This is a genomic window from Paenibacillus sp. ALE3 (assembly GCF_054113405.1).
In genome coordinates, this window is record NZ_CM134214.1 from 4733822 (window position 1) to 4757500 (window position 23679).

The 23679-nt window shown below is 48.1% G+C and carries 19 protein-coding genes, 17 tRNA genes and 2 rRNA genes (1 of these 38 running past the window's edge); 9 read left to right on the forward strand and 29 right to left on the reverse strand.

The annotated features are described in order from the left end of the window. Positions 1 to 15 precede the first annotated feature (15 nt). From ACXHJ2_RS21175 to ACXHJ2_RS21185, 3 genes are all read left to right on the forward strand, one after another. Positions 16 to 1047: a ribonucleotide-diphosphate reductase subunit beta gene (locus tag ACXHJ2_RS21175; protein WP_165083356.1), complete on the forward strand. Its 1032-nt coding sequence runs from the start codon at positions 16 to 18 to the stop codon at positions 1045 to 1047. A 171-nt stretch (positions 1048 to 1218) separates the two neighbouring features. After that, on the forward strand, positions 1219 to 1743 hold the full coding sequence (locus ACXHJ2_RS21180; protein ID WP_238791114.1) for a hypothetical protein: 525 nt from the start codon (positions 1219 to 1221) through the stop codon (positions 1741 to 1743). Further along, entirely contained in the window at positions 1695 to 2972 is a 1278-nt protein-coding gene (locus tag ACXHJ2_RS21185) for a methyl-accepting chemotaxis protein (RefSeq protein ID WP_238791113.1), read from the forward strand. The genes ACXHJ2_RS21180 and ACXHJ2_RS21185 overlap by 49 nt, the downstream gene beginning before the upstream one ends. A 225-nt stretch (positions 2973 to 3197) precedes the next feature. On the opposite strand, the gene ACXHJ2_RS21190 is transcribed toward ACXHJ2_RS21185, so the two are convergent. Then, positions 3198 to 4034: an HAD hydrolase-like protein gene (locus ACXHJ2_RS21190; RefSeq protein ID WP_165083354.1), complete on the reverse strand. Its 837-nt coding sequence runs from the start codon at positions 4032 to 4034 to the stop codon at positions 3198 to 3200. Between the two features lie 170 nt (positions 4035 to 4204). Between ACXHJ2_RS21190 and ACXHJ2_RS21195 the strand changes: the two genes are divergently transcribed. Continuing rightward, on the forward strand, positions 4205 to 4699 hold the full coding sequence (locus ACXHJ2_RS21195) for a hypothetical protein (protein ID WP_165083352.1): 495 nt from the start codon (positions 4205 to 4207) through the stop codon (positions 4697 to 4699). Here ACXHJ2_RS21195 and ACXHJ2_RS21200 read toward each other — a convergent pair. From ACXHJ2_RS21200 to ACXHJ2_RS21210, 3 genes are all read right to left on the reverse strand, one after another. After that, entirely contained in the window at positions 4683 to 6329 is a 1647-nt protein-coding gene (locus tag ACXHJ2_RS21200) for an NAD(P)H-hydrate dehydratase (RefSeq protein WP_165083350.1), read from the reverse strand. The two genes, ACXHJ2_RS21195 and ACXHJ2_RS21200, sit on opposite strands and share 17 nt — an antisense overlap. A 33-nt stretch (positions 6330 to 6362) precedes the next feature. Further along, complete coding sequence (locus ACXHJ2_RS21205) at positions 6363 to 6995, reverse strand: NAD(P)-dependent oxidoreductase (protein WP_013369130.1); 633 nt, start codon at positions 6993 to 6995, stop codon at positions 6363 to 6365. A gap of 85 nt (positions 6996 to 7080) precedes the next feature. After that, on the reverse strand, positions 7081 to 7554 hold the full coding sequence (locus tag ACXHJ2_RS21210) for a GNAT family N-acetyltransferase (RefSeq protein ID WP_165083348.1): 474 nt from the start codon (positions 7552 to 7554) through the stop codon (positions 7081 to 7083). Between the two features lie 143 nt (positions 7555 to 7697). Between ACXHJ2_RS21210 and ACXHJ2_RS21215 the strand changes: the two genes are divergently transcribed. Together ACXHJ2_RS21215 and ACXHJ2_RS21220 are read left to right on the forward strand one after the other, a co-directional pair. Continuing rightward, positions 7698 to 8666, forward strand: a complete 969-nt coding sequence (locus ACXHJ2_RS21215) for a FliJ family protein (RefSeq protein ID WP_165083346.1) — start codon at positions 7698 to 7700, stop codon at positions 8664 to 8666. A 275-nt stretch (positions 8667 to 8941) separates the two neighbouring features. Beyond that, a complete protein-coding gene (locus ACXHJ2_RS21220; RefSeq protein ID WP_165083344.1) occupies positions 8942 to 9898 on the forward strand; it encodes an ArsR/SmtB family transcription factor in 957 nt (318 codons plus the stop codon). A 120-nt stretch (positions 9899 to 10018) separates the two neighbouring features. On the opposite strand, the gene ACXHJ2_RS21225 is transcribed toward ACXHJ2_RS21220, so the two are convergent. The 4 genes from ACXHJ2_RS21225 to ACXHJ2_RS21240 form a co-directional block, all read right to left on the reverse strand. Beyond that, positions 10019 to 11071 carry a lactonase family protein gene (locus ACXHJ2_RS21225; protein ID WP_165083342.1) on the reverse strand — a complete coding sequence of 351 codons (1053 nt, stop codon included), beginning with the start codon at positions 11069 to 11071 and terminating at the stop codon, positions 10019 to 10021. Positions 11072 to 11295: 224 nt separating this feature from the next. Beyond that, the gene (locus ACXHJ2_RS21230; RefSeq protein ID WP_013369125.1) at positions 11296 to 12498 is read right to left on the reverse strand and encodes an MFS transporter; all 1203 of its coding nucleotides are present in this window, start codon (positions 12496 to 12498) and stop codon (positions 11296 to 11298) included. A 147-nt stretch (positions 12499 to 12645) separates the two neighbouring features. Continuing rightward, on the reverse strand, positions 12646 to 13164 hold the full coding sequence (locus ACXHJ2_RS21235; protein WP_025676048.1) for a GyrI-like domain-containing protein: 519 nt from the start codon (positions 13162 to 13164) through the stop codon (positions 12646 to 12648). Between the two features lie 47 nt (positions 13165 to 13211). Then, positions 13212 to 13973 carry an AAA family ATPase gene (locus ACXHJ2_RS21240; protein ID WP_025676049.1) on the reverse strand — a complete coding sequence of 254 codons (762 nt, stop codon included), beginning with the start codon at positions 13971 to 13973 and terminating at the stop codon, positions 13212 to 13214. A gap of 211 nt (positions 13974 to 14184) precedes the next feature. On the opposite strand from ACXHJ2_RS21240, the gene mprF reads away from it, so the two are divergent. Further along, positions 14185 to 16827, forward strand: coding sequence for a bifunctional lysylphosphatidylglycerol flippase/synthetase MprF (gene mprF / locus ACXHJ2_RS21245; protein WP_165083340.1), 2643 nt, complete (start codon positions 14185 to 14187; stop codon positions 16825 to 16827). 106 nt (positions 16828 to 16933) lie between these two features. Here the strand turns inward: mprF and ACXHJ2_RS21250 are convergent, their stop codons facing one another. Then, positions 16934 to 17560 (reverse strand): nitroreductase family protein, encoded by a 627-nt coding sequence (locus ACXHJ2_RS21250; RefSeq protein WP_013369121.1) that lies wholly within the window; start codon positions 17558 to 17560, stop codon positions 16934 to 16936. A 230-nt stretch (positions 17561 to 17790) separates the two neighbouring features. Between ACXHJ2_RS21250 and ACXHJ2_RS21255 the strand changes: the two genes are divergently transcribed. Together ACXHJ2_RS21255 and ACXHJ2_RS21260 are read left to right on the forward strand one after the other, a co-directional pair. Continuing rightward, complete coding sequence (locus tag ACXHJ2_RS21255; RefSeq protein WP_058711011.1) at positions 17791 to 18267, forward strand: disulfide oxidoreductase; 477 nt, start codon at positions 17791 to 17793, stop codon at positions 18265 to 18267. Between the two features lie 164 nt (positions 18268 to 18431). Beyond that, positions 18432 to 18929 (forward strand): CcdC family protein, encoded by a 498-nt coding sequence (locus ACXHJ2_RS21260; protein ID WP_040102282.1) that lies wholly within the window; start codon positions 18432 to 18434, stop codon positions 18927 to 18929. Between the two features lie 230 nt (positions 18930 to 19159). On the opposite strand, the gene ACXHJ2_RS21265 is transcribed toward ACXHJ2_RS21260, so the two are convergent. The 20 genes from ACXHJ2_RS21265 to ACXHJ2_RS21360 form a co-directional block, all read right to left on the reverse strand. After that, positions 19160 to 20122 (reverse strand): glycoside hydrolase family 26 protein, encoded by a 963-nt coding sequence (locus ACXHJ2_RS21265; protein ID WP_090737175.1) that lies wholly within the window; start codon positions 20120 to 20122, stop codon positions 19160 to 19162. A gap of 1047 nt (positions 20123 to 21169) precedes the next feature. Continuing rightward, a tRNA-Gly gene (locus tag ACXHJ2_RS21270) sits at positions 21170 to 21240 on the reverse strand. Between the two features lie 7 nt (positions 21241 to 21247). Then, positions 21248 to 21324 (reverse strand) — tRNA-Pro (locus tag ACXHJ2_RS21275). 7 nt (positions 21325 to 21331) lie between these two features. After that, positions 21332 to 21411 (reverse strand) — tRNA-Leu (locus ACXHJ2_RS21280). A 12-nt stretch (positions 21412 to 21423) separates the two neighbouring features. Then, positions 21424 to 21500 (reverse strand) — tRNA-Arg (locus tag ACXHJ2_RS21285). A gap of 5 nt (positions 21501 to 21505) precedes the next feature. Next, positions 21506 to 21580, reverse strand: a tRNA-Gly gene (locus tag ACXHJ2_RS21290). Between the two features lie 10 nt (positions 21581 to 21590). Then, a tRNA-Leu gene (locus tag ACXHJ2_RS21295) sits at positions 21591 to 21671 on the reverse strand. A 12-nt stretch (positions 21672 to 21683) separates the two neighbouring features. Continuing rightward, a tRNA-Lys gene (locus tag ACXHJ2_RS21300) sits at positions 21684 to 21759 on the reverse strand. Between the two features lie 4 nt (positions 21760 to 21763). Then, positions 21764 to 21838 (reverse strand) — tRNA-Gln (locus ACXHJ2_RS21305). 102 nt (positions 21839 to 21940) lie between these two features. After that, positions 21941 to 22026 (reverse strand) — tRNA-Tyr (locus tag ACXHJ2_RS21310). Positions 22027 to 22030: 4 nt separating this feature from the next. Beyond that, positions 22031 to 22106: transfer RNA gene (locus ACXHJ2_RS21315), tRNA-Thr, on the reverse strand. A 13-nt stretch (positions 22107 to 22119) separates the two neighbouring features. After that, positions 22120 to 22196 (reverse strand) — tRNA-Asp (locus ACXHJ2_RS21320). A gap of 25 nt (positions 22197 to 22221) precedes the next feature. Then, positions 22222 to 22295 (reverse strand) — tRNA-Met (locus ACXHJ2_RS21325). 29 nt (positions 22296 to 22324) lie between these two features. After that, positions 22325 to 22400 (reverse strand) — tRNA-Val (locus ACXHJ2_RS21330). Between the two features lie 9 nt (positions 22401 to 22409). Continuing rightward, positions 22410 to 22481, reverse strand: a tRNA-Glu gene (locus ACXHJ2_RS21335). Positions 22482 to 22500: 19 nt separating this feature from the next. Then, positions 22501 to 22592, reverse strand: a tRNA-Ser gene (locus ACXHJ2_RS21340). 3 nt (positions 22593 to 22595) lie between these two features. Next, a tRNA-Asn gene (locus ACXHJ2_RS21345) sits at positions 22596 to 22671 on the reverse strand. A 4-nt stretch (positions 22672 to 22675) separates the two neighbouring features. Then, a tRNA-Ala gene (locus ACXHJ2_RS21350) sits at positions 22676 to 22751 on the reverse strand. A gap of 82 nt (positions 22752 to 22833) precedes the next feature. Further along, a 5S ribosomal RNA gene (gene rrf / locus ACXHJ2_RS21355) occupies positions 22834 to 22950 on the reverse strand. Positions 22951 to 23027: 77 nt separating this feature from the next. Beyond that, positions 23028 to 23679 (reverse strand): 23S ribosomal RNA (locus tag ACXHJ2_RS21360); it runs 2276 nt beyond the window's last position.

Sequence of the window (23679 nt, forward strand, 5' to 3'; positions counted from 1 at the left end):
AGGAGAGAGGCTCTCATGCAGTTACAAAAGATTTTTAACACAGAAGCGCCTAACCGCTCTACCCGTATTATTGAAGGCGAAAACTCCGGTATTCTGAACTGGAATGATATTCGGATGCCGCATATGTACAAACTATATAAAGTACTGCTGCTGAACCACTGGATTCCGGATGAAATTCCGATGTCCAAGGATGCGTCCCAGTTCCCTATGCTGGATGCCGAAGAACAGCGCACCTTCAAAATTAACATCGGTCTGCTGGCTGTACTGGATTCCATGCAAACCATGTTTGTCGGAGATGTAAAACGATATTTTACGGATTCCTCGCTGGAAGCCATTTCGGCCATTATCGGACAACAGGAAGTCGTGCATAACCAGTCCTACTCTTACGTGCTATCTTCCTTGGTATCGGAACAGGAGCAGAAAGAAATTTTTGAATACTGGAAAAACGATCCTGTCCTGCTGGAGCGTAACACATTCATCTCGGACATTTATCAAGAGTTCCGCGATGAGCAGAACCCGCAAACCTTTTTCCAGGCAATAGTAGCCGATTTGATTTTGGAAGGCATTTTCTTTTACAGTACATTTGCTTTCTTTTACAATTTGGCCCGTGACCAAAAAATGATGGCCACCAGCCAGATGATCTCGTATATTCAGCGCGATGAAAATCAACATTGCTACTTCTTTGCCGAAGTGTTCAAGCAGCTTTTGGCTGATTTCCCTGAGCTGAACACGAAAGAGAACATGGACTACGTCTATCGTATGATCAACCGCGCTGTGGAACTGGAAACGAATTGGGCACATTACACGCTCAAAGAGGTTCGCGGCATTGACTTGAACGAGCTGAGCGATTATATCAAATACATGGCAAACATGCGCCTGAGACTTCTGGGTATGGACAAAGCATACGAAGGGGTAGATGTAAACTGTATGCCTTGGATCAAGCCATTCTCTGATGAAGCGCTGAATGCAACAAAAACGGACTTTTTTGAAGCAAAATCACGCAATTATGGCAAGGTCGGAGATGACAATGGATTTGACGATTTGTAAATCATAAGCTAAAAGCCTTAACTCGGTATTGCTGAGCTAAGGCTTTTTTCTATGGGGATGAAACTTGCGTAAATATGCAAAAAATTCATGAAACATATGAATTACTATTCATATTTTCCTACTTCAACACGATATTATATGAAGGCGAAATAATACAGTAAGGAGCATATTATGAAAAGCAAAGTCAAAAAAAGAATGGGATTACAAACCAAACTCTACTTCATCTTGCTCATTCCTTTAGTTGTGATTGGCGTCATGATTCTGTGGACGACCAAACTATCTATTCAGAATGCTTCTCTATCAACCATGCAGCTAAACAATGAAGCGTTGGCGGTGAATACGGCTAAGCTACTGGACAAATCAGCCGTCAAAAGCTTAAACACAAATCCATCCGAGCAGAGCAGTGAGTATAAAAAACTTCGGAACGAGTTAAATACGCTCAGGCTGCAAAGCGGAGTCCTGTATATGTATATGTACAATCGTGTTGGCGATGAGTGGAAGCTTACAGTGGACGGAGCTGCTTGGGACGACAAAGACTACAGTCCTTTTGGAAGCCCTGTTAGTTTCACCCGTAAAGAAACGGCAGATAGATTGAAACAAGGGGAGACGGTCACTCAGATATCACAACGGACCCTGATTGGGGAACGTTGTTTTCTTCCTTTACACCCATTAAGGATACAGATGGAACCATCATAGGCTATCTGGGAATTGACAGATCCCTTGCCTCTGTAACTGAAGTATACGAGAAAACCCTGCCTGAGGCCTACCGGCTAGTTATCCCTGTGGTCTCCATCATTCTGATCATTTCCATTGCGGCAATGGTGCTGGTAACCCGTCGAATACTGCGTCAGGTACGATTCATTAAAAATACACTGGAGCAAGTAGCCGACGGCAATCTTACGGTTACATCGCAGCAAGTTACGTATGATCAGCTAGGTGAAATCAGCGGCTTGACGAACCGAATGGTGGAAGCCATGTCCAATATGATTGTGGACATTCAAAGCAGTTCAAGTACACTTCAGCAAGCATCAGAGAATATCGTCGTGACAACAGAAGGAACACTCCATCAGACTGAGGAACTGTCCCGCACACTTCAGCAAATTGCCGATGTATCTACAAACCAAGCGGATCAAACGTTAGAATCGGTTCAGCAATCTGACCGCTTAGGGCAAACGCTGGATGAAGTCGGAAGCCATGTGCACCAGTTTACGGATACGGCGCGCCATCTCAATGAGGTCCGTAACCAGGTAGCCAGTGAACATGAACAGCTATTGGAGAAGGGACGAGAAAGCGCCCTGCGAATCAAGCAAATGCAGCGTATGTCACACGCACTAACTGAAAAATCCCGCGAAGCAGCTAACATCGGGCAGCAGGTACAGGGCATCGTAAAGCAGACGCAGATTTTATCCTTTAATGCCTCGATTGAGGCCTCGCGTGCAGGGGAAGCTGGTAAAGGCTTTTCTGTCGTAGCTCATGAGATGGGACAACTTGCCCAACAATCTGCCATGTCCATTCGTGAAATCGACCAAATCCTAAGCAGCTTTGTCGAGCAAATTGAGCAAATGGGCGATCAATTTGATCAAAATATAAACACTGTCAATGAACAAGAAAAACAAATTGCATTATGTTTACAGTCTGTTGACAAAGTCACCCAGGTTTCAGAGGAAGTTCAGGAACTTGCTGCACATTTGGCCCAATTGACGACAGAAATGCACGAGGTACGTCACAGCGTAGATCAACATCTGAATCACACAGCCAGCGCGGCGCAGCAAACTGCCGGAATGACGGAAGACGTATCCGCAAGCGCACAGAAGCAGGCTTTAGCGGTAAAAGAACTATCCGCAGTAGCACGTAATCTGACTACACTATCAAACAATCTACAGCGTCATGCTGATCAGTTCCGGGTAAAGAGTTCAGACCAATAATGATTTCGGTGAACTGTGCCCCGTAAGATGGACACTTGATCTAAAGTGTCCATCTTACGGGGCATTTTCCAAACGAAAGGGAGTACATTCAAAAGGAGCATTCGCTAACGTAGCGAATGCTCCTTTTGCGCTTAGAAAGCCGAGCTGAGTACACCTTTATCCAGGTAGATGCATACATATAACCTAAAGGTCTATATAAGCACTTAAGAGTTATAGCCGTTATGCTCACGATGGGGGAATCGCAACTGTTTTCATCGGCTTCATATAAGAAGGATAGCCTCCTGTATGCTGGAGCATTTCAATTTCACGCAAAATACGCGGTAAGTCAGCAACCGAGTTCATCACGATGTGAGCTCCTGCTCTTTTCAAGCCATATATACTTTGTCTGCGTCGTTCCTCGGCTACTCTATCGTCCATTTCATAGCTTGTAGTGTGACTCGCGGTCAAAGCACTCTCGTTATGGTTCAACACACCAATCGTCCAAACGCCCGCATTCCGTCCTTCTTGCATATCGGCTGCCGTGTCTCCTACCTTCACAATATCGCTAAGCGGGAATACCTGCAGGCGATGTGCAATTTCATAGATCATCCACGGATAAGGCCTCCCCTGCGAAACTTCACAAGGGGCTACCATACAATCCAGCGTATAGGGTGACTGTGCAGGCGTGAATACGTGACTCAGCATCTCCATCGGGCAGGATGCAGTAGCGCCTGACTGAATGTTGCGATCTTGAAGCTCCTGCAACGCCCTATCTATACCGACAGCAGTCTCAGCCCCTTGGATCAAAGAGCGAAGAACAGGGACAAGCTCAAGATAAATATGCTCAATATCCACTCTGCCAGGATGCGCACCAAAGCACTCCAACCATTTTCTACGAACCTCTGAAAGTCCGAGCACATTCGCAATATGATCCCGGATGGGCAGTCCCCGTCCATGAGATACCTGCTCTTCAGTCACCTGTATACCCTTCCATCTGAAGATGTCGCACATTCCCTGGATTAAGCCCCGACCTCCGGGGTCTAACAATGTACTTTCCAGATTAAAAATAACCGCCTGTATCATGCAATCCCCGCCTTTCCGTACCGCGGCTATCCGCAATCTTTATTCTGCTTAGGAACATGATACACAGCTAACGTAAACTCAAATGTCTCAAACGGTAAGCGGATTGTAATTGAGAATAAATTCCTTGAATGGTTTTGATTTACCGATTGAAATGAGGAGGGAGTCGCAATATGAGACAGCCTTGGAACGAATTTAATTCTAAAATGCCTTGGCGGATGGAGCTTGGTTGTTATGCGCTGAATAAGCTTGCCTGTGGAGGATTGGTTTTTGCTCTGTTATGGGTCTACTGCTATCTGACAGAGGAAATCACGGGATTGCCTGTGAGTATAGCAGGCAATAGCGGTGAACTGACCGCGCAGTTATGGGCCTATGGCTTTGCCCTTCCGGCAGCTCTTGCCGCTGATGCACTACGTGATCTTTTACCCTGGCTTCGCAAGCCTGAGCAGTTCACGCTATACCTTGCCGTAGGGCTCAGTGTCTTTCTTCTGCTAGGATCTTTGATGTCGCCTGCTGGAACGGGCATCTCGTGGAGCAACGGCATGGCAGGTGCAGGGATTACACTGCTCTATTATGGCGGAAGGCACTGGCTGAACCGTGAATATGGAGTACAGATCATGCTGGCCTTCCTCCTGCCACTGCTGCTATGGATTATAGGGCTTCAATGATGTCGCCTGCTACCACTGAGGCGGGATGCTGGCGATGGCGGGCGGCCGTTTCTCCAGCCGCACCATGCAGATACACGCCAAAGGCTGCTGCCTGCGAAGCGTTTAAGCCTTGGGCCAACAACCCTGCGATGATGCCTGTCAGCACATCGCCGGCACCGCCTGTCGCCATGCCGGCATGGCCTGTGGTATTGACGTAGGCCGTTCCATCGGGACACGCGATGACCGTGCGTGCTCCCTTGAGCACCAGCGTGACTCCGCGTGTCCGGGCGTATTCCCGGGCATGGCTAATTCGGTCACGCTGCACCTCTGCTGTCGGTATGCCCAGCAGACGAGCCATTTCACCGGGGTGCGGCGTTAGCACGACCGCCGCATCTCTCAACTTCCAGGCATCCAGCTCAGGCCCCGCCGAGGCAAGGATGTTCAAGGCGTCCGCATCAAGCACGAGCGGACCGCTGTATTGCTCCCACAGGCGGCGCAGCCAGCCAGTGTCCCCTGCGAAGCGGCCGAGGCCGGGCCCGACGGCCAGCACATCGCGCGCCTGCGCAAGCTGGAGCAGCTCAGCGGCAGAGTCAGCGTTCCATTCGCCGTCTCCGCCTGTTGCTGCGGCAGCGAGCATCAGCTCCGGCGCGGCACCAATGACGTGCGGAAGCAGTGCCTCGGGCACCGCCCACGTCACAAGGCCGCTGCCGATCCGCAAGGCGGCGCGTGCAGCCAGCAGGCCCGCACCGCTCATGCGCAGACTTCCTGCTGCGACCAGAACGTGGCCGTAGGTGCCCTTGTGCCCGTCTGGCACCCGGCTACGGCTGACATCCACGTCCAGCACGTCGCGCAGCGTATCGCTGGTCAGGAGCCGCAGCTGTACGCCGCGCTCACGGGCAAGGCTGGGCGGAATACCGATGTAGCGTACCACCACATCACCAGCGTTTCCGGCGCCCGGATATTGGGCGAGCCCACACTTCAAGTAGGCGAGGCATACGGTGACACGCGCATGAATGCACGGCTCGTGCAGTGCACCTGTGTCGGCGTCGAGGCCGCTAGGCACGTCTACCGACACGATTGGCGCGCCGCTGGCATTGGCCTCGCGGATTAGCGAGGCATAGGGTTCACGCGGTGGACCTTGCGTGCCTGTGCCCAGCAGGGCATCGACGATGCCCGAGGCACCGCACAGGTCGAGGTTATCCCGACCATAGAGGATAACCGGGATATCCAGCGCTGCGATGATGTCGCGCTGGTCAGCCGCTTCACCGCGTAGCGTTTCAGGCGGCTCGGCATACACAACAGTGACGCGCAGACCTGCATCGGTCAGATGGCGGGCTGCCACCAGTCCGTCACCGCCGTTGTTGCCTTTACCAACGAGGATATACCAGTGTGCTCGTTCACATACATCATATCGCCCTCGGCTCGATGAATCCGTCCGTATAACACTGCCATGTCCCGGTACATCCCCCGCTCCTGTGTGTGTAACCTCATTTATGCCACCGCTTTTTCCACGTCTCTCAGCACAAAGTTTCAGTACCTCGTCAGCTACTGCTCGCCCGGCATTTTCCATCAAGGTCAGGGCCGGGATCCCCAGCTTATCAATCGTGTACCGATCCAGTTGCCGCATTTGTTCGGCGGTCACCATATACATGCTTATTCGCCTCCCATATAGCCATCCCTGTGATTAATATCCGACGGTAAAGCGGGAATTGACAAATTCCCCTTCTACTAACTCATCAATCAGGGCTACCGCATAATCCTCTACAGAGATGCGACTATGGCCTAATTCGTCCACTACCAAATGATCCAAACCAATACGGAACTGCCCTGTACGTTTACCCGGTTCAATAATTCCGGCAGGACTACAATATGTCCAGTCTACATCCGCAGCACGGTACAACTCCAGTGCATCAGCGTGCGCCGCCGCCAGTGGCTTCACTTCCTCTGGAAACTCAGCGGTATCCATGAGACGCTCACCGTTTTCTGTTTTCAGACTACCCGCTCCGCCAACGACAAGTATGCGCTCCGCACCGGAACGCCGAGTTCCTTCCAGTAAAGAACGAGTCGCTTCGAGCAATTCTTCCTCAGCTCCAAACTTGGGACCATAGGCGCTAATGATAGCATCGTGCCCTTTGGCTACCTCCGTAACGGAATTCGGGTTTAGAATATCCGCCTGAACCACCGTCAAATATTCATTTTGCTCTGTCACTCGTTGCGGATCGCGCACTGCTGCCGTCACCTCATACTTACGCTTGATTGCTTCCTTTACTAACGCTTTGCCAATTGTTCCTGTTGCTCCGAAAATAATCACTTTCATAGTAACGTGCCTTCTTCCTATCTATAATTTTCTTACTTTTATTTATCCGTTTTATAACCAGCTCAAACTCGTGCAAGATTTCAGCTTACAGTCCTCCCGGCTGTCGCCAATACATCCCTTCCGACCTTGGACTGACCAGTTGGAAGCCAAACTGCGCATATAACCGGTCGGCTGGCTTATCCGCAATCAGCGTTGCAAAGCTGCCCGCCGGAACCTCCCGTTTCAAATACTCCATAATCTCTTCCATAAGCTTACGTCCATAGCCCTTCCCCTGATGGGAAGGCTTGACTGCAATATCCGTAACCAGAAAAAACACACCGCCATCACCGCTCACCCGGCCCATCCCGATCAATTCCTGTCCAAGCCGTAGCGTTACAGCAAATAGGCTGTTCGGCAAGCCCTTAGCTGCCGCTTCTTCCGTAATTTGCGACAAACCAGCCTCCTTGCGTAAAGCCTGATATTCCTCGACGGCTGGAATAGCGTAATCTACGCGAAGCAGCTCGTACGGTTGATTCGATGTCTCATGATGTTCTGTTGCAAAATCTATATTTTTATTCATGCCGAATCTCCCTTCCTGCTGTAATCTTGTCTATTTTACCAAAAAATACTTCATAGTTCTTGGTTTAGAGATATACAAGCCCTTGAAATGCCTGTGTGGTCTGTGCAATAGTGTAGAAAGAACAATGGAAGGAGGGATTGCGGGTGTCCCCGACGGACTTCGCGGCATTAGTCGCATATATCTCACCCGGTCTGATCGCCTTCCTGCTGGCGTTATCCTTGCTGGTATGGCTGTATGTTCATAGTGCAGCCCAGCTTCGCAATTCGCGTCAGCAGCGGCTCGAAGAATTACAGGAATCACTGCGTATCTATGGACGGTTAGCTGGTTATCTCCAGACTGCTACCCAGAACACGATCAACAACAGCGAAAAGCAGCAGCACCAGCATGGACTAATCCATGCTCTTCAGGAGGCTAAGGCCGCCCCCTATTTGACCCCTCACCTTCAAGAGCAGGTTCAAGCATCCCTTCGGGAATGTGATCCATTCCGCCGGGAATTGCTTCTCAAGTCACTGGAGCGTGAAATGAACAAACTGATCGAGGAACGGCGACTTGTTCTGCTGGAATCCCATGCTCCAGGCTGGGGAACAGCATTATGGAAGCTATTGCGCCCAGCGGCCGGTCCGCTGACGCTGGCGGGAATCGTCTGGTTGACCTCAAGACTGGTTGTGGAACTGATGACTTACAGTCATGTCGATGTTAGTCTACCCGACACCACACAATCTGTATCATGGCTTATAGGGTATGCATGGATAAGGTTCGTTTCTGGCTTGATCGCCTTGCTGTATGTCTATCGTCTGATGACCCTGCGTAGACAAAATGATCTGGACGTGACGGCATCCCATTTCCCAACAAGCCTGTTATGTATGGTCATTGCCGTTGTCGCCCTGTTTCAGTGGCTCGGGCCAGAAGCGTCTCCCTACATACTGGCTGCACAGCTTGTGCTGTTCTTGATTGGCTTCCGACTTACCCGAGGCCGCTCGCGAAGTGATCGTCCTTATGTGGGTCATCCCAGCTTGATGAAGGCTGATGCTTCGCAGCATCAGGAATTACACGCAACTGACAAAGATACAACCGCTGATTCTTCTTTGGCTGATGAACATATGCGGTCCTAAACACCCGTTGCGCCTGAAATTAGATCCCGTATACATCCCGCAAATCACATACCATCACAGGACATCCCAACACACAAAGAAAGAGTTCATGGGGTGTCCTGTTTTTTGAACAATTTTTGGCTTTTTACGGGGTTAGGCTTGTGCCAACGATCAAGGAAAGGGTATATTGTTTATATAAATGTAAATCATATCGTTTTATATGTATGAATATTGAAAAAAATCCATATATGTTAAACTACCATCAATTTATGATGTGCGTTAGAATTGGAGGAACTATGCAACTGGACATTTCTGAAAAATCACTTCCCGTTTATGAAGCGCTGGCCAGTGAGGTTCGGCTGAACATGATTGTTCTGCTTGCGGAGAAGCCTATGAATATACGTGAGCTGGCGGAAGCCCTGGGACTCAGTAGTGCGATTATGACCATGCATGTTAAGAAACTGGAGAGAGCATCCATTATTTCGACTAAAATGCTGCCCGGACGAGGTGGGGTTCAGAAGGTATGCTCATTGGCTACGGACAAAATTGAAATCGCCATGCCACGCTATCAGCAGGATGTACGGCAATTTCATCAGACGGAGATTTCCGTCGGACACTTTACAGATTTTGAAATTCAGGCAACCTGCGGCCTAGCCACCGTCGAAAAGATTATCGGAGAATTCGATGAGCCTCGTTCGTTCTTAGACCCTGAGCGCTTCAATTCCAAAATTCTGTGGTTTAGCCAAGGGTATATGGATTATAAAGTGCCGAATTTCCTATTGTCCAGTCAAAAAGCTGAGGAACTGGAAATTTCGATGGAATTATCATCGGAGGCCCCTTTTACCAATGATAATTGGCCTTCAGACATCACGTTTTTTCTAAATGATGTGAATTTGGGCACTTGGACCAGCCCGGGGGATTTCGGTGATAATCGTGGTAAATATACACCTTCATGGTGGCCTGATTTTATCAATCAATATGGTCTGCTTAAGAGACTTCGCGTTACATCCGAAGGTACCTTTATGGATGGCAAGCAGATATCCGATGTGACCCTAAGCGACGTGCTGATTGATCAGAAGCAATGGAAATTCCGTATTGCCATTTTGGATGATGCCCAGCATATTGGCGGGGTAACCCTGTTCGGTACTGGATTTGGTAACTACAACCAGGATATCCTGTTCCGCTTGTACTACAAACCTGCCGAAAACCATACCAAAACAGCAACGGTAGAAGCTGGCGATAGCAACAAGTAATAATTAGACCCCTTCAAAACCTGAACACGGCGTTTTGCCATGCCTTTCGTGGGAGACAAAACGCCGTGTTTTACTTTCTCTTCCTCTTTTACTGGCCTCTTTTTGCCATGCGCTGTGTAATTAGCGTACAGGTTCAATACAAACTGGTGAAGGAACCTCCAATACATGTCCCGTTCGGGTCAGCCTTCCATCATCCCCATGAATAGCAAAGGATACGACGTTGTTTCCCTCTTGATTCGCCACTAGCAAATAACCAGACAAGATGTTGAAGTTACGCGGCGTACTGCCGAAAGTCTCGACCCATTCAATCGTCTTCAGCTTGCCGCTGTCTAGATCGACATGGTAGAGTACGATGCTGTCATGTCCTCGATTGGATACATACAGAAAACGTCCACAGGGTGTAATCCGAATATCCGCTGCTGTATTTTCTACATCTATAATGCCTTCTGGCAGTGTGGACAGACTTTGCAGCAAGGTAAGCTTACCATTACGTTCGTTATAACCAAACACAGTAACGGTATTATTCAATTCATTGGCGACAAAGGCATATCGACCTGAGGAATGAAAAACCAGATGACGCGGGCCGGAACCAGGTGGAAAATCTGTCTCACGGTGGGTCACCAGTTTCCCATCCTCGGTCAAACGATATACTATAATCTGATCCAGCCCCAGATCACATACCATGGCATACTGTCCTGAAGGATCAGGAATAATCGAGTGTGGATGTGGCGCATCCTGGCGGTCCTGACGAATCCCTGACCCCGTATGCTGAACCTGCCCTGACATGTCTCCCAACCCTCCTGCTTCTGTCGCAGGGAATACAACGGCATTGCCCCCAGAATAGTTAGAAGCCAGCACATATTGTCCATCTGTTGTTACGGATACATGGCAAGTATGTGCGCCCTCCGTTCCTTTTCGATCCATAGGATGCAATTCCCCCGTCTGGGTGTTCACCTGATACGTGTACAGTTGGCCTGGTTCTGTTTCACTGGCAGCATACAACTCCGCCCCATTCGGATGCAGTGCCAGAAAAGAAGGTCTCTCGATTCCTTCCACACCTCCAACCATACGCAAATCACCATTGTCCGTATGCAAAGCTCCTATATAAATTCCTCTTTCCTCACGAGACGCATAAGTTCCTATATAAAATAACTGCTCATTCCGCTCTTTCATCCGATCTCAGCTCCTTTTAGCGTATTCCTCACAAGTTATCCGACTTTTAAGTTCTACTTTCTAACTGGTTATAAACTTATCATGCATTATTACCCAAGATTCTGCCGTTTCATTAACATTTGGCTATGTATGCAAAAAAATAGCCTCTTCCGCTGTAATCTGTAGTAGTTCATAAGAACGCCACAGTTCACACCAAAAGAGACTATTTTACAGAAAAAATAATATTAAACTGCTGTGGATTGCGTATCTCTGCTTTTCCATTTTACAGCCAGCCCCAAACTAAGCATGAGAATGACCGCTCCAAAAATGTACGGCAAATTGATATGCACCTCAAACAGTGTACCGGCGAGCGCAGGTCCCAGGATATTACCAATGCTCATATAAGCATTGTTCATCCCGGCTGCAACTCCCTGCTCATCCCCTGCCATTTTGGATAAAGCAGTATTAATGGCTGGTCGCAGCAACGACGTAGCGGTAAAGAAGATAAGCGATACTCCGAGTACATAATAGAAGTTCCCTGAGAGCAGCATAAGCACAAGGGAAATCGCGGAAAACAGAAAAGAACCGATAATCACACCTTTTTCACCAAAACGGTTCAACATCGGACTAATGACCACAGCTTGAATTATAGTTCCGACCAACGCACCTACGGTAATAATGATAGCAATATCACGTTCATTGTAATGAAACTTGCCTGTTACAAAGAACGGAAACATCGTTTCAAAATGCGTCAGGCCAAAGGTTAACGTGAATATCATAATCAACAGCATAAAGTACGGCTTGCGGAAAGACAGCGCAAACTGTTTAATCACATTGTCCCGTTTCACCTTAACATTTCGAAACTTCAACTGCTTCTCCAACGACAAGGTTTCGGGCAGTAAAATCAATGAAATCAGTGCCGCTAAACCTGATACCGCCGCCGAAACGTATAAGGGTGTACGAAGCGAGATATCTGCCAGCAAACCACCTACACCAGGACCTATCACAAAACCAAGCGACATCGCGGCCCCCAACAGCCCCATTCCTCTGCCCCGGTTATGGACTGTTGTGATGTCGGCAATATAAGCCATCATTGGAGGGATCATAAATGCCGCTCCTGCGCCTCCAAGCAAACGGGAAATATACAGCATCGTCAATGAGTGTCCAATTGCAAACAATACAGAAGACACCGTCATGATGACCAAACCGATAATAATCATTTTTTTACGTCCGTATTTATCGGACCATTCCCCCGCTAACGGCGAAAATATAAACTGGGTCAAGCCAAACACGGCAACCAGATAGCCTCCCGTTTCACCACTGCCTCCCAAGGAACCCATGAACTTGGGGAGGATTGGAATAATGAGTCCAATTCCCAGCATGGCAATAAACATATTAATCATCAAAATGACGAGCGGCCCCATTTTCAACTGTTGTGAATCCGACATGTTGCGTTTTGTCCTCCTCAGGTTCTTTATTTCGTATACGAAATTCTTATTTTGCAACCATTTCAGCAAAACTCTTCATTATATTAATAGAGCGGGAGGCAAATAACAATCATAAAATACTTCCGATACCCCTGAATGTTACCCCTGTTATTTTTGTACAATAGCAATCGCAATATCATAATCAAATTTCTGAATTTCTGCGGATGGAATATCAAAAGGATTCACCGGCTTTAGTCGATTCGACTCAATCCAATATACCCCCTCTGTCGTATTACGCTCATAGCCATTACGGTCCAACCAAGCAAATAGATCATCATAAATCGTATTTAATCGTTCTCGATCTCCCTGAAAACGGGTCACTGCATACTCTCCTTCGGGCACCTCGATGCGTTCAAGACTATCCGGTACTTCATTCCACGAGGACACTTTAACGCCCACCTTGACCGCAGTACTTCCGTTCTCCTCAACAACTGTCCATTGGGGAGTTAACACATAGCCCATATCCGCGTCCAGACGACCTGAGTGGTTCTCTGGGACGTTCTGTTGCACTTGTTGCCACTGTCTGCGTACCTCATCACCCAATTCGGCAAAAGGGGCTCGCGCAGTCAGCGCTGCTACCTTGAAAGCCGATATCCGCTGAATAACTACACCGAGATTTGAACTCATACGGTTTCCTCCTCATCAAAGTGAATACTACCAAACTTACTATATCCTTATGGTGAATCTTCGAATAGCTCCTGCAATAACCTTTCCTTGTTATTCAGAAATTGTTTGGTAATGATAAAATGATCGGTTTCCTCTAGCGTCCGTGTGTCGATCCCTTCATGTGTCAGATGATACAGGACCGAATCTGGATAAGACATCAAGATGGGGGAATGGGTAGAAATGATAAACTGTGATCCCTGTTGCACGAGCTCATGAATCCGGGCAAGCATGGCCATCTGACGCAAAGGCGATAGCGCTGCCTCTGGCTCATCCAAAATATACAATCCTTGTCCCCCAAACCGGTGCACAAATGCAGCAAAAAAAGACTCGCCATGTGACTGCTCATGCAGCGACTTCCCCCCGTACGAATCTCGAATAGGTCGCCCTCCTCCTTCTCGATCCAGCTCGTCGATATGAGTCGCCACATTATAGTAGCTCTCCGCCCGGAAAAAGAAGCCATCCCTCGGCTTTTCGATCCCTCTCACCAACCGGATATGCTCATGCAGCGCGGAATGCGTGGCTTGTGTAGAAAAGTTGAAATTTTTAGTGCCACCCTCTGGATTAAAACCCCACGCGACCGCGATTGCCTCCATAAGCGTCGATTTACCTACACCGTTTTCTCCAACAATATAGGTAACGGAAGGATGGAATTTGAGTTCGTTCCACTGTTGAAGAGCCTTTAAGTTAAAAGGGTATTGGCTCCTGTCTGCATCTGGAGGCCATAATAGCTCCAATCGACGTATAAAAAGATTACGATCCCATATACTCATGTCCAGTCAGCTCCATTGCCAAGCAATTTACTAGGTATTCCATCATTATATTGGAATTATTTACAGCAATCAATCTCAACTCCCATTTCGTAACCCTTCTGTTGTTATTCAAGCTATTATTACAGGTATAATATAACGAAGCCTTTTATTTGGGCAGGAAGTTTTCGCGCATTATCAGTCTCAATCTTATCCTTTTCAAGCAGGTGAATCTATGAATTCAAATCACAAATCGTTCCAATCCTTTAAAATCGTACAGTACATGATGACCATCTACAGGCAGCGATTGACGCGTATTTTGCTACCGCTGGCTGTACTGGCTTTTATTATATGGGAGGCTGGACGAGAGCTAAAAGACTTTAATCTGGCACGGATGCTTCATGAGCTGCGGCGAATGGATGCCACGTTTCTCATCGAAATTGGCTTGTTCTCCCTGGTAGCCGTGGCTGCTATGAGTGCTTACGATTATGTAATCAGGTATCATTTCAAGCTTCAAGTCAAGCCTGGAACGACATTTCGGTACGCCTGGATCTCCAATACCTTCAATAATGTCTTCGGCTTTGCAGGCTTTACAGGAGCTGGACTACGTACTGTACTGTATAAAAAGAGCGGTGTGCCATTGGGTGTCATCACCTCGGCAGTCGTATTTCTTTCGCCTGTCGTCATTACCGGACTATCTTTGCTAGCTTGGGGTGCTATTGTCCATTTGTATCCGGTGCAGCCTGTGCTTGATGCTCACCCATGGCTTCATTGGGCACTATGGGGAATGGCACTTTACCTGCCTCTATTTCTGATCATGCAGCGCTCCAAAAGGTATGCCACATGGTTCAACAAGGGAGAAGGACAGCTCTCCTGGTTCACCATCTCTGCCTCCATTGGCGCCTCTCTGCTGGAATGGCTGCTGGCTGGTCTTACCTTTGCATGGATCGGCTCGCACTTGCTCCATGAGCTGCCGCTCCATGCTGTGTTCGGTATTTATGTAATAGCCGCAATTGCGGGGTTAATCAGCCTTGCACCCGGAGGAGTCGGTGCATTCGATATTATCGCCCTGCTCGGGCTGCAAATGACAGGAGCCAACTCGGACCGGGCGCTGGCTGTGCTGCTGGTCTTTCGCGTCTTTTATTACATCATTCCGTGGCTCATCGGCTTGGTATTAGCCGCGCTGGAAATGATTCCGCGTAATGAGCGCTTGAGCCAGCTCGCTGAGACAGGCTGGGATTACTCCCTTAATGCCTGGCAGAAGGTATGGGGCTGGCCTGGTCAATTCCGGTTTTTGGCCGATCTGGGGGTATGGGCGCTTGGGAAACTGGTACTCATCTCCGGCGTGGTGCTTCTGTTGTCGGCAGCTACGCCTGGTCTGCTGTATAGGCTCCGTTTTGCTGAACATTTGCTCAGCCTGCCCGTTATGCGCTTATCGCACGAAATCTCGGTCATCATCGGAATTATGCTTGTCGTTCTGTCCCACGGAATCTCTCTGCGTATTCGCAGAGCATTGCGGCTGACCTTGATACTTCTGCTGACAGGAGCCATTTTCACCTTCACTAAAGGTCTGGATTTTGAGGAAGCCTTTTTCCTGCTGTTCGTGGCATTAATGCTGTGGATTTCGCGTTCAAGGTTTTATCGGGTCAGTGCGCCGCTGAATCGGCACAACATTTTAATATGGGGCGGATTATCTCTACTCGTAACCGGCGCTTATTTTATGATCGGGGCAGGCTCCAATACACCATTTATGCGTCATATACATGCCAAGGTCCATCTGGACTTTTTTATGAACCGCAGCGATTACGGAGTTACAGCCGTATTTAGTTTGATTTTGGCATGGGTATTCCTGACGGTGTATTTCTTTCTTCGTCCTCAGCGTAGCATCAGTAATCTACCCGACGCACAGGAGCTGGTTAAGCTAAAAGAATTTTTGGAACGACAGGGTGGTAACCTCGTTTCTCATATGCTTTTTCTGGGCGATAAATATCTGTATTGGACTAAGGACGAACAGGTGGTTCTCCCCTATGCTCGCAGCCGGGACAAACTGATTGTATTAGGTGACCCTCTCGGTCCAAAAGAACGTGTGAGTGAAGCCATTCAGGAATTCCAACGGTTCGCGGATCGATATGCATTGACGGCTGTATTTTACCAAGCATCACCGGAATATTTGTCCATCTATCACGAGAACGGCTATCGCTTTTTTAAATTGGGCGAGGAGGCGCTCGTGCCGCTCGAGTCCTTTACACTAACGGGCAAAAGCAATCAGGCGCTGCGCAGCGCCAAAAATCGCTTTGACCGCGAAGGCTATTCATTCGAAATGGTCCAGCCGCCTCTAGAGGCGTCATTAATTGAGGAGATGCGTCATATTTCGGATATTTGGCTGGATGGGCGCAAGGAGAAGGGATATTCTCTCGGCTGGTTCAAAGAATCTTACCTTCAGTTGGCTCCAATTGCATTGCTTAGAGACTCCGAAGGGAAGGTCATTGCTTTCGCTACGATGGCCCCAGCTTATGATCATGGGCAGACGGTCTCTATCGACCTGATGCGTCACCTGCCCGACACACCCAATGGAACGATGGATTACTTATTCACACGGGTCATTGAGTGGGCCAAGGAAAGTGGATATACGACATTTAACCTGGGCATGGCCCCGCTGTCCCAGGTAGGACAAAGCGAAAAGGCATTGCGCGAGGAAAAGCTGGCTCGACTCGTTTTTCAATACGGGGGACATTTTTACGGCTTCCAGGGGCTTCGACGCTTTAAGGATAAATTCAAGCCGCAGTGGGAGCCGCGCTATCTGGCCTATCCCGCTTCTGTTTTTCTGCCGATCCTGACGCTGGAGCTGGTATATCTCGTGTCCAAACGCTCGGACTAAACAAGGTACGATACAAAAGGATTTTGACAGTTTAAAACGATGTAAAAAAGGGTGTTCCCCGCCACAAATGGTTGCAGGAACACCCTTTTCATATTCACTATTTTTCTTAGAAGCTGCCTTTTACAACAACGTCAGACAGTGGGAAACGTCCTGATGGACGTGCTGGCACTTGTGCCTTACCTACACTAATGAGCATGGTTGGCAGGTATCGTGCTGGAATATTGAATTGCTCGATCAATTGTGCTGGAATAAATCCGCCCATTGCGCAAGTATCGTAGCCCAAAGATTTAGCAGCCAGCATAATGTTTTGTGCTGCAAGAGCAGAGTTCAGGATCGCTGCATCGCGAGCTACCTGCGGGTTTTGATAAGCACCATTGATTTGACCTACCAATGCGTCACGGATTTCCGCTGGCAATGCGCCTGCTTCTACCGCTTGATCATAAATGACAGCATTGCGGTTGGCTTCCAAATCACCCAGTACGGCAATCGTAACAGAGCTCTCTGCTACTTGACCTTGGTTGTAGGCGATAGGCAGCAATTTTTGTTTGTCCGCTTCACTTTCGATAACAAGGAATTTCCAATGTTGAAGGTTCCAAGCGGAAGGAGCTTCTACCGCGGCAGTCAAGATAGCTTCTAGATCTTCCTCTGGCATTTTAAAATCCTTTACATAGCTTTTTACCGCGTGTCTTTCACTAATAACAGATAAGGTTTCATTTTTCCGGCTGCTCGACATTCTGGGCACACTCCTAATTTCTTAATATATATCTTGAATCTTTATTAACTTCCCAAACTACTGCAATTATAAAAATGATAGTGAATGATGTCAATATGTTTAAGTATGACCCCGCACTCAAAATACAGTACAATACGGATAAAGACATGCATATCGGCAAATGCCTGCCGATGGGACAAGACACGATGAGTTCATACTATTCTCATTTGAATTTAAAAAGGAGCGTTACTATGATCGGATCGTTTAAAAAAACGGATATTGCTTTATTTGCCGCCTGGGTAGTAGCTTGTGTGGCGACATTGGGCAGTCTGTATCTCAGCGAGATCTTGGGATATGAGCCTTGTAAGCTGTGCTGGTTTCAGCGCATTCTAATGTATCCCCTGACCCTTCTGCTCGGAATCGCATATTTTCGAGGCGATACGAAAATACGTGTTTACGTTATGCCATTAGCTGTCATCGGTGGTGCGATTTCGGCCTATCATTTTATTATTCAGCGCATCCATGCAGCCGCCAAAGCAGCCACACAAACTTCAACGGCCTGCGGCAGAGTATCCTGTGAACAGGATTACCTGAACTGGTTGGATTTCATCACCATTCCGTTGCTCGCACTCATTGCTTTTATCCTTATTATTGCAGCGATGGTTTATATCATGCGCCAAGAGAAAAAATCAACCGCAGGTGAGGTACAAGCACAAGAACTCGCATAAGATGAAAGAGACCCGATTATAGGGCCGGTTACCACCAAAAGGCGTATAATCCGCTTGCCGGAGGAAAGACTGTAACTAAATATATCCATTGCATATGTGCTATAATGTAAAAGGTTTGCAGTCTGCCCAATAACGCTTATATTCCTTATAGAGGGGGCCAGTCCATGTTTCATATCAGCACCCCATTGCTGCAATATGGCGCAACTTTCGGTATGATCTTAATCGCTATATCGGCTATTTTCATCCGTATGAAGACAGGTCATCGCCCGATTAATGCCAAAAAAATCATCATTCCTCCGCTCGGCATGAGCACTGGCTTTATGATGTTTGTGGTGCCAGAAGTACGGGTTCCCTGGCTTTGGGCGCTGGGCGCTTTTCTGATCGGCTGGTTTATTTTTTCCTACCCGTTGATCCGCAGCACCAAATTTGAGTTACAAGAAGGGCTGGTTTTCGTGCAACGCTCGCGCACCTTCTTTTTTATCCTGATCAGCCTGCTGATCGTCCGATTGCTGCTGCATGAATTTATTCAGCATTACATTACCATCCCGCAAACAGCAGGGCTATTTTTCATACTAGCCTTCGGGACGTTGTTACACTGGCGGCTCCGTATGTATTTTCAATATCGTCAGTTCGTTCCGGATGAGACGGAAGTCCGCATCTGACCAACCGATATTTAACGTGCATACTCGCATGTTGCTGTGTAGACCCAAAAGACCCGTTCTCCTAACAGGAGGTCGTGTCTTTTGGGTCTTTTTAGTCTATCAGGGGCCAATTCATTAAGGTGGTGCTTTTTGTTGTCGTTCTTGAAAACGTCCCACTCTCCCAAGGCTCTGCGGTCAGCTTGGGATTAACGCCTTGATGCCGTGCTGCCTGGACGCCGGGCGCTAGGCACTTACTGGGAGCTCTCCTTTGTAAACAGCACGCTGCCGTTTGTGTTATTCTGCGGGGCATAAGCGCCATCCCAGGTGATAAAGAAGCTTGCTCCAGTGTAGACTTCATTCAGGGCGTTGTTCCAAAGCGAATAATCGAATTCCTTGAGCTGATTATTGTTGCGATCCACATGGTCGCCACCCACGGCTGGTCCAATTTCGCAAAAGCCGTAAGTTTTGCCAAGTCCTTTGATGTCATTGTAAGCCATCTTGATTTCATTGTCATTTGACGGATCATCGCTGTAAGCATCGATGCCAATCCATGTGACATAGCTAGAGCCGGGGTAATAAGCAGCCGCGTTAGCTCCTTTATTTGGGGCATAGACAAAATTGACGTTGGACATACCATTGGTCGTCACGATGTAATTGTACAGATTGATGTACAGGTTCTTATAGTCTGTCGTATTCTTGTTTCCCCACCAGAACCAGCCTCCGTTCATTTCATGGAAGGGTCTGTAGTAAACGGGGGATGAGTTAAACTTTTGCAGACCGGTCACAACATTGTCAACCTGGGCCTTATAATTTTGTAGCCATGCGGGGCTGGACGAATTGATGGATGAAATGTCTGTATTGGCCAAGATATTAAAATCGGAATCAGACATTGGGGCGTTTACATTTCCACCCTGAGGATTGGGCATGTGGGTGGAAACGGTGACAATTTTCCCTAGGTCTTGGATGACGGAGGCGCTATTAGAGGTAATGGAGGCTGCATCGGTGCCCCCCTGGTTCCAGTTCAGCAGATCATAGGAGACAATGTCAGGGTTATAGGTCCAAACAGGGCTGGTGTTTACACTTCCGTCATAACCCAGGAACATGCCTGTATAGTTGATATTGCTCTCCGCGCCTGCCGTCATTGGTAGCGAGAATAATAGTGCAGCCCCGGTCAGGGCGCTGATCAAGCTCTTCGTTTTCTTGAATGAATTCATATTGGTTATCCTCCTAATGTTTATATCTTGCTGCTTGTAATCGTAAGGCTTATGGTCAATCACTTCATCCAGCAACTTTTATCATTCTTTTTGTCCATAACATAACCTCCGTTTTTCCTCAATTCTGAGTTCCGTAATGAGTCTTTTTTCTAGTACACCCCTCCTGTTCAATAAGACAATTCTGATTCGCAACCTACATATTTTTCGTTTTAGCGAGTTGATCTCCATTTGCCTAAAGGAATACACTTTTGTGACCCTCAATTATATCGACATCAAGGGAAAAGGTTGAAATAGTTCTATTAGATCAAAAAATAATTCATATAACAATAAACAAACAACCTTCGCAAAGTGTGGTAGAGACTAAGTGTGTAATAAAAGAAATACTTTTATTTCACTCTTGTGAATTCAGATTCAAATTATTGCTATTTTTGGACTATGTAGAAGATTCATAATCACACACTTAACGTATCCTGTTATCAGTAGTCTAGAGAATAAACACACGTGCAGAATAGTTAGCAACGGTGGATCACTAGCGTTTATCAGAACTAAACTGATCACTCTGAAAACATAGCGTTTATTTTCTTTAAAATGTTGGCTTGGCACTCATGAAACAAAAAAACCGATATTCGGCCTTTGGGCCAAATTCGGTTTTTAGAGGTGAAACAACCAAACAATCAGGAAATGGTCTAACAAAGCTTGTACTCACCAACTCTATTCAAAGTGGGACGGATCCAAAGAAATCAAATCTTCAGAGAAATCATACAACTACAATCGTGCTATCGAGTTATGAGATTGGAGCTCCGAGCGACTTGAATTAGAAAAGGAGGTTTAAAATAGCGGGGAAACCTAACAGGTCATGTCAGCTTAGTAAGGACGATGAGTAGCCAGTCTGTGTAAATCCATGAAGTATAATAACAATTGCAATTTCAGAACCATCATCGATTTAGACTATAATGTTCTAACTCTTGAGCTTTATTGATTAAGGACACGATGGTTTAAAAGCAAAAAAAGAGATGGCATAAGCCGTCTCTTTTTTCATCTATATAAAGCGGGTGATGGGAATCGAACCCACGCTACCAGCTTGGAAGGCTGGAGTTCTACCATTGAACTACACCCGCAAAAAAATGGTCGGGATGACACGATTTGAACATGCGACCCCCTGGTCCCAAACCAGGTGCTCTACCAAGCTGAGCTACATCCCGAAATAGATGCCGGTGAGAGGACTCGAACCTCCACGGTTTCCCTCACGATTTTGAGTCGCGCGCGTCTGCCAATTCCGCCACACCGGCTTATGAAATTAATGGCGCGCCCTGAGAGATTCGAACTCCCGGCCTTTTGATTCGTAGTCAAACGCTCTATCCAGCTGAGCTAAGGGCGCAAATATGGAGCGGACGACGGGAATCGAACCCGCGACCCTCGCCTTGGCAAGGCGATGCTCTACCGCTGAGCCACGTCCGCAAAAACAATATGCGCGTGGAGGGACTTGAACCCCCACGTCAAAGACGCTAGATCCTAAGTCTAGTGCGTCTGCCAATTCCGCCACACGCGCATACAATGATAATGGTGAGCCATGAAGGACTCGAACCTTCGACACCCTGATTAAAAGTCAGGTGCTCTACCAACTGAGCTAATGGCTCTTAATGGCTGGGGATATAGGATTTGAACCTATGCATGACGGAGTCAAAGTCCGTTGCCTTACCGCTTGGCTAATCCCCATTATGTATTTAACAGGGCGATCAATGGGCCTTGGACCCACGAATGCCGTAGCCACAATTCGGTACGTTAATCCATTCGTCACGACCACCATAATAATAAAACTGGTGGAGGATGATGGATTCGAACCACCGAACCCGTAAGGGAGCAGATTTACAGTCTGATGCGTTTGGCCACTTCGCTAATCCTCCAAAATGGTGCCGGCGAGAGGACTTGAACCCCCAACCTACTGATTACAAGTCAGTTGCTCTACCAGTTGAGCTACACCGGCATATTAAGTTAAATGGCGGAACTGACGGGATTCGAACCCGCGATCTCCTGCGTGACAGGCAGGCATGTTAGGCCTCTACACCACAGTTCCAGAGGCATTTCCATCAGGAAATTAATTGCGGGGGCAGGATTTGAACCTACGACCTTCGGGTTATGAGCCCGACGAGCTACCGAACTGCTCCACCCCGCGACATTGAAGGTACTTCTCAATATTATTAATGGTGGAGGCTGAGGGGATCGAACCCCCGACCCTCTGCTTGTAAGGCAGATGCTCTCCCAGCTGAGCTAAGCCTCCATACTACTATGACCCGTAGGGGATTCGAACCCCTGTTACCTCCGTGAAAGGGAGGTGTCTTAACCCCTTGACCAACGGGCCAAATATCTATTATAAGAGCTGGCGGAGAGAGAGGGATTCGAACCCTCGAGACGCTTTTGGCGCCTACACGATTTCCAATCGTGCTCCTTCGGCCAACTCGGACACCTCTCCATATGGCTCCCCGAACAGGACTCGAACCTGTGACAACTCGATTAACAGTCGAGTGCTCTACCAACTGAGCTATCAGGGAATATTGGTGGAGCCAAGGGGGATCGAACCCCTGACCTCCTGCGTGCAAGGCAGGCGCTCTCCCAGCTGAGCTATAGCCCCATCTTAGAAATAACCATTAAAATTCTGATTATGTAGAGGTTAGTCTTACAGGCGAAAAAAAATCCCCAGAGAAGGGGCTTATGCTTGGCGGCGTCCTACTCTCCCAGGACCCTGCGGTCCAAGTACCATCGGCGCTGGAGGGCTTAACGGTCGTGTTCGGGATGGGTACGTGTGGAACCCCTCCGCTATCGCCACCAAACATGAATTTGCCTCGCAAATTCTAACTTCAAGGTTACACCCTGAAAACTGGATCCGAAACTCATTGCGCTTTATCTTTAGGATAAGCCCTCGACCGATTAGTATTGGTCAGCTCCATGCATTACTGCACTTCCACCCCCAACCTATCTACCTCGTCGTCTTCAAGGGGTCTTACATACTGGGAAATCTCATCTTGAGGGGGGCTTCACGCTTAGATGCTTTCAGCGCTTATCCCTTCCGTACATAGCTACCCAGCGGTGCTCCTGGCGGAACAACTGGTACACCAGCGGTACGTCCATCCCGGTCCTCTCGTACTAAGGACAGCTCCTCTCAAATTTCCTACGCCCACGACAGATAGGGACCGAACTGTCTCACGACGTTCTGAACCCAGCTCGCGTACCGCTTTAATGGGCGAACAGCCCAACCCTTGGGACCTACTTCAGCCCCAGGATGCGATGAGCCGACATCGAGGTGCCAAACCTCCCCGTCGATGTGGACTCTTGGGGGAGATAAGCCTGTTATCCCCAGGGTAGCTTTTATCCGTTGAGCGATGGCCCTTCCATGCGGTACCACCGGATCACTAAGCCCGACTTTCGTCCCTGCTCGACTTGTAGGTCTCGCAGTCAAGCTCCCTTCTGCCTTTGCACTCTTCGAATGATTTCCAACCATTCTGAGGGAACCTTGGGGCGCCTCCGTTACTCTTTAGGAGGCGACCGCCCCAGTCAAACTG

Bases quoted from the DNA above. Each gene is read 5' to 3' on its own strand.
- ACXHJ2_RS21175 (WP_165083356.1), top strand. From the start codon at position 16: ATGCAGTTACAAAAGATTTTTAACACAGAAGCGCCTAACCGCTCTACC.
- ACXHJ2_RS21180 (WP_238791114.1), top strand. From the start codon at position 1,219: ATGAAAAGCAAAGTCAAAAAAAGAATGGGATTACAAACCAAACTCTAC.
- ACXHJ2_RS21190 (WP_165083354.1), bottom strand. From the start codon at position 4,034: ATGATACAGGCGGTTATTTTTAATCTGGAAAGTACATTGTTAGACCCC.
- ACXHJ2_RS21195 (WP_165083352.1), top strand. From the start codon at position 4,205: ATGAGACAGCCTTGGAACGAATTTAATTCTAAAATGCCTTGGCGGATG.
- ACXHJ2_RS21200 (WP_165083350.1), bottom strand. From the start codon at position 6,329: ATGTATATGGTGACCGCCGAACAAATGCGGCAACTGGATCGGTACACG.
- ACXHJ2_RS21205 (WP_013369130.1), bottom strand. From the start codon at position 6,995: ATGAAAGTGATTATTTTCGGAGCAACAGGAACAATTGGCAAAGCGTTA.
- ACXHJ2_RS21210 (WP_165083348.1), bottom strand. From the start codon at position 7,554: ATGAATAAAAATATAGATTTTGCAACAGAACATCATGAGACATCGAAT.
- ACXHJ2_RS21220 (WP_165083344.1), top strand. From the start codon at position 8,942: ATGCAACTGGACATTTCTGAAAAATCACTTCCCGTTTATGAAGCGCTG.
- ACXHJ2_RS21225 (WP_165083342.1), bottom strand. From the start codon at position 11,071: ATGAAAGAGCGGAATGAGCAGTTATTTTATATAGGAACTTATGCGTCT.
- ACXHJ2_RS21230 (WP_013369125.1), bottom strand. From the start codon at position 12,498: ATGTCGGATTCACAACAGTTGAAAATGGGGCCGCTCGTCATTTTGATG.
- ACXHJ2_RS21235 (WP_025676048.1), bottom strand. From the start codon at position 13,164: ATGAGTTCAAATCTCGGTGTAGTTATTCAGCGGATATCGGCTTTCAAG.
- ACXHJ2_RS21240 (WP_025676049.1), bottom strand. From the start codon at position 13,973: ATGAGTATATGGGATCGTAATCTTTTTATACGTCGATTGGAGCTATTA.
- mprF (WP_165083340.1), top strand. From the start codon at position 14,185: ATGAATTCAAATCACAAATCGTTCCAATCCTTTAAAATCGTACAGTAC.
- ACXHJ2_RS21250 (WP_013369121.1), bottom strand. From the start codon at position 17,560: ATGTCGAGCAGCCGGAAAAATGAAACCTTATCTGTTATTAGTGAAAGA.
- ACXHJ2_RS21255 (WP_058711011.1), top strand. From the start codon at position 17,791: ATGATCGGATCGTTTAAAAAAACGGATATTGCTTTATTTGCCGCCTGG.
- ACXHJ2_RS21260 (WP_040102282.1), top strand. From the start codon at position 18,432: ATGTTTCATATCAGCACCCCATTGCTGCAATATGGCGCAACTTTCGGT.
- ACXHJ2_RS21265 (WP_090737175.1), bottom strand. From the start codon at position 20,122: ATGAATTCATTCAAGAAAACGAAGAGCTTGATCAGCGCCCTGACCGGG.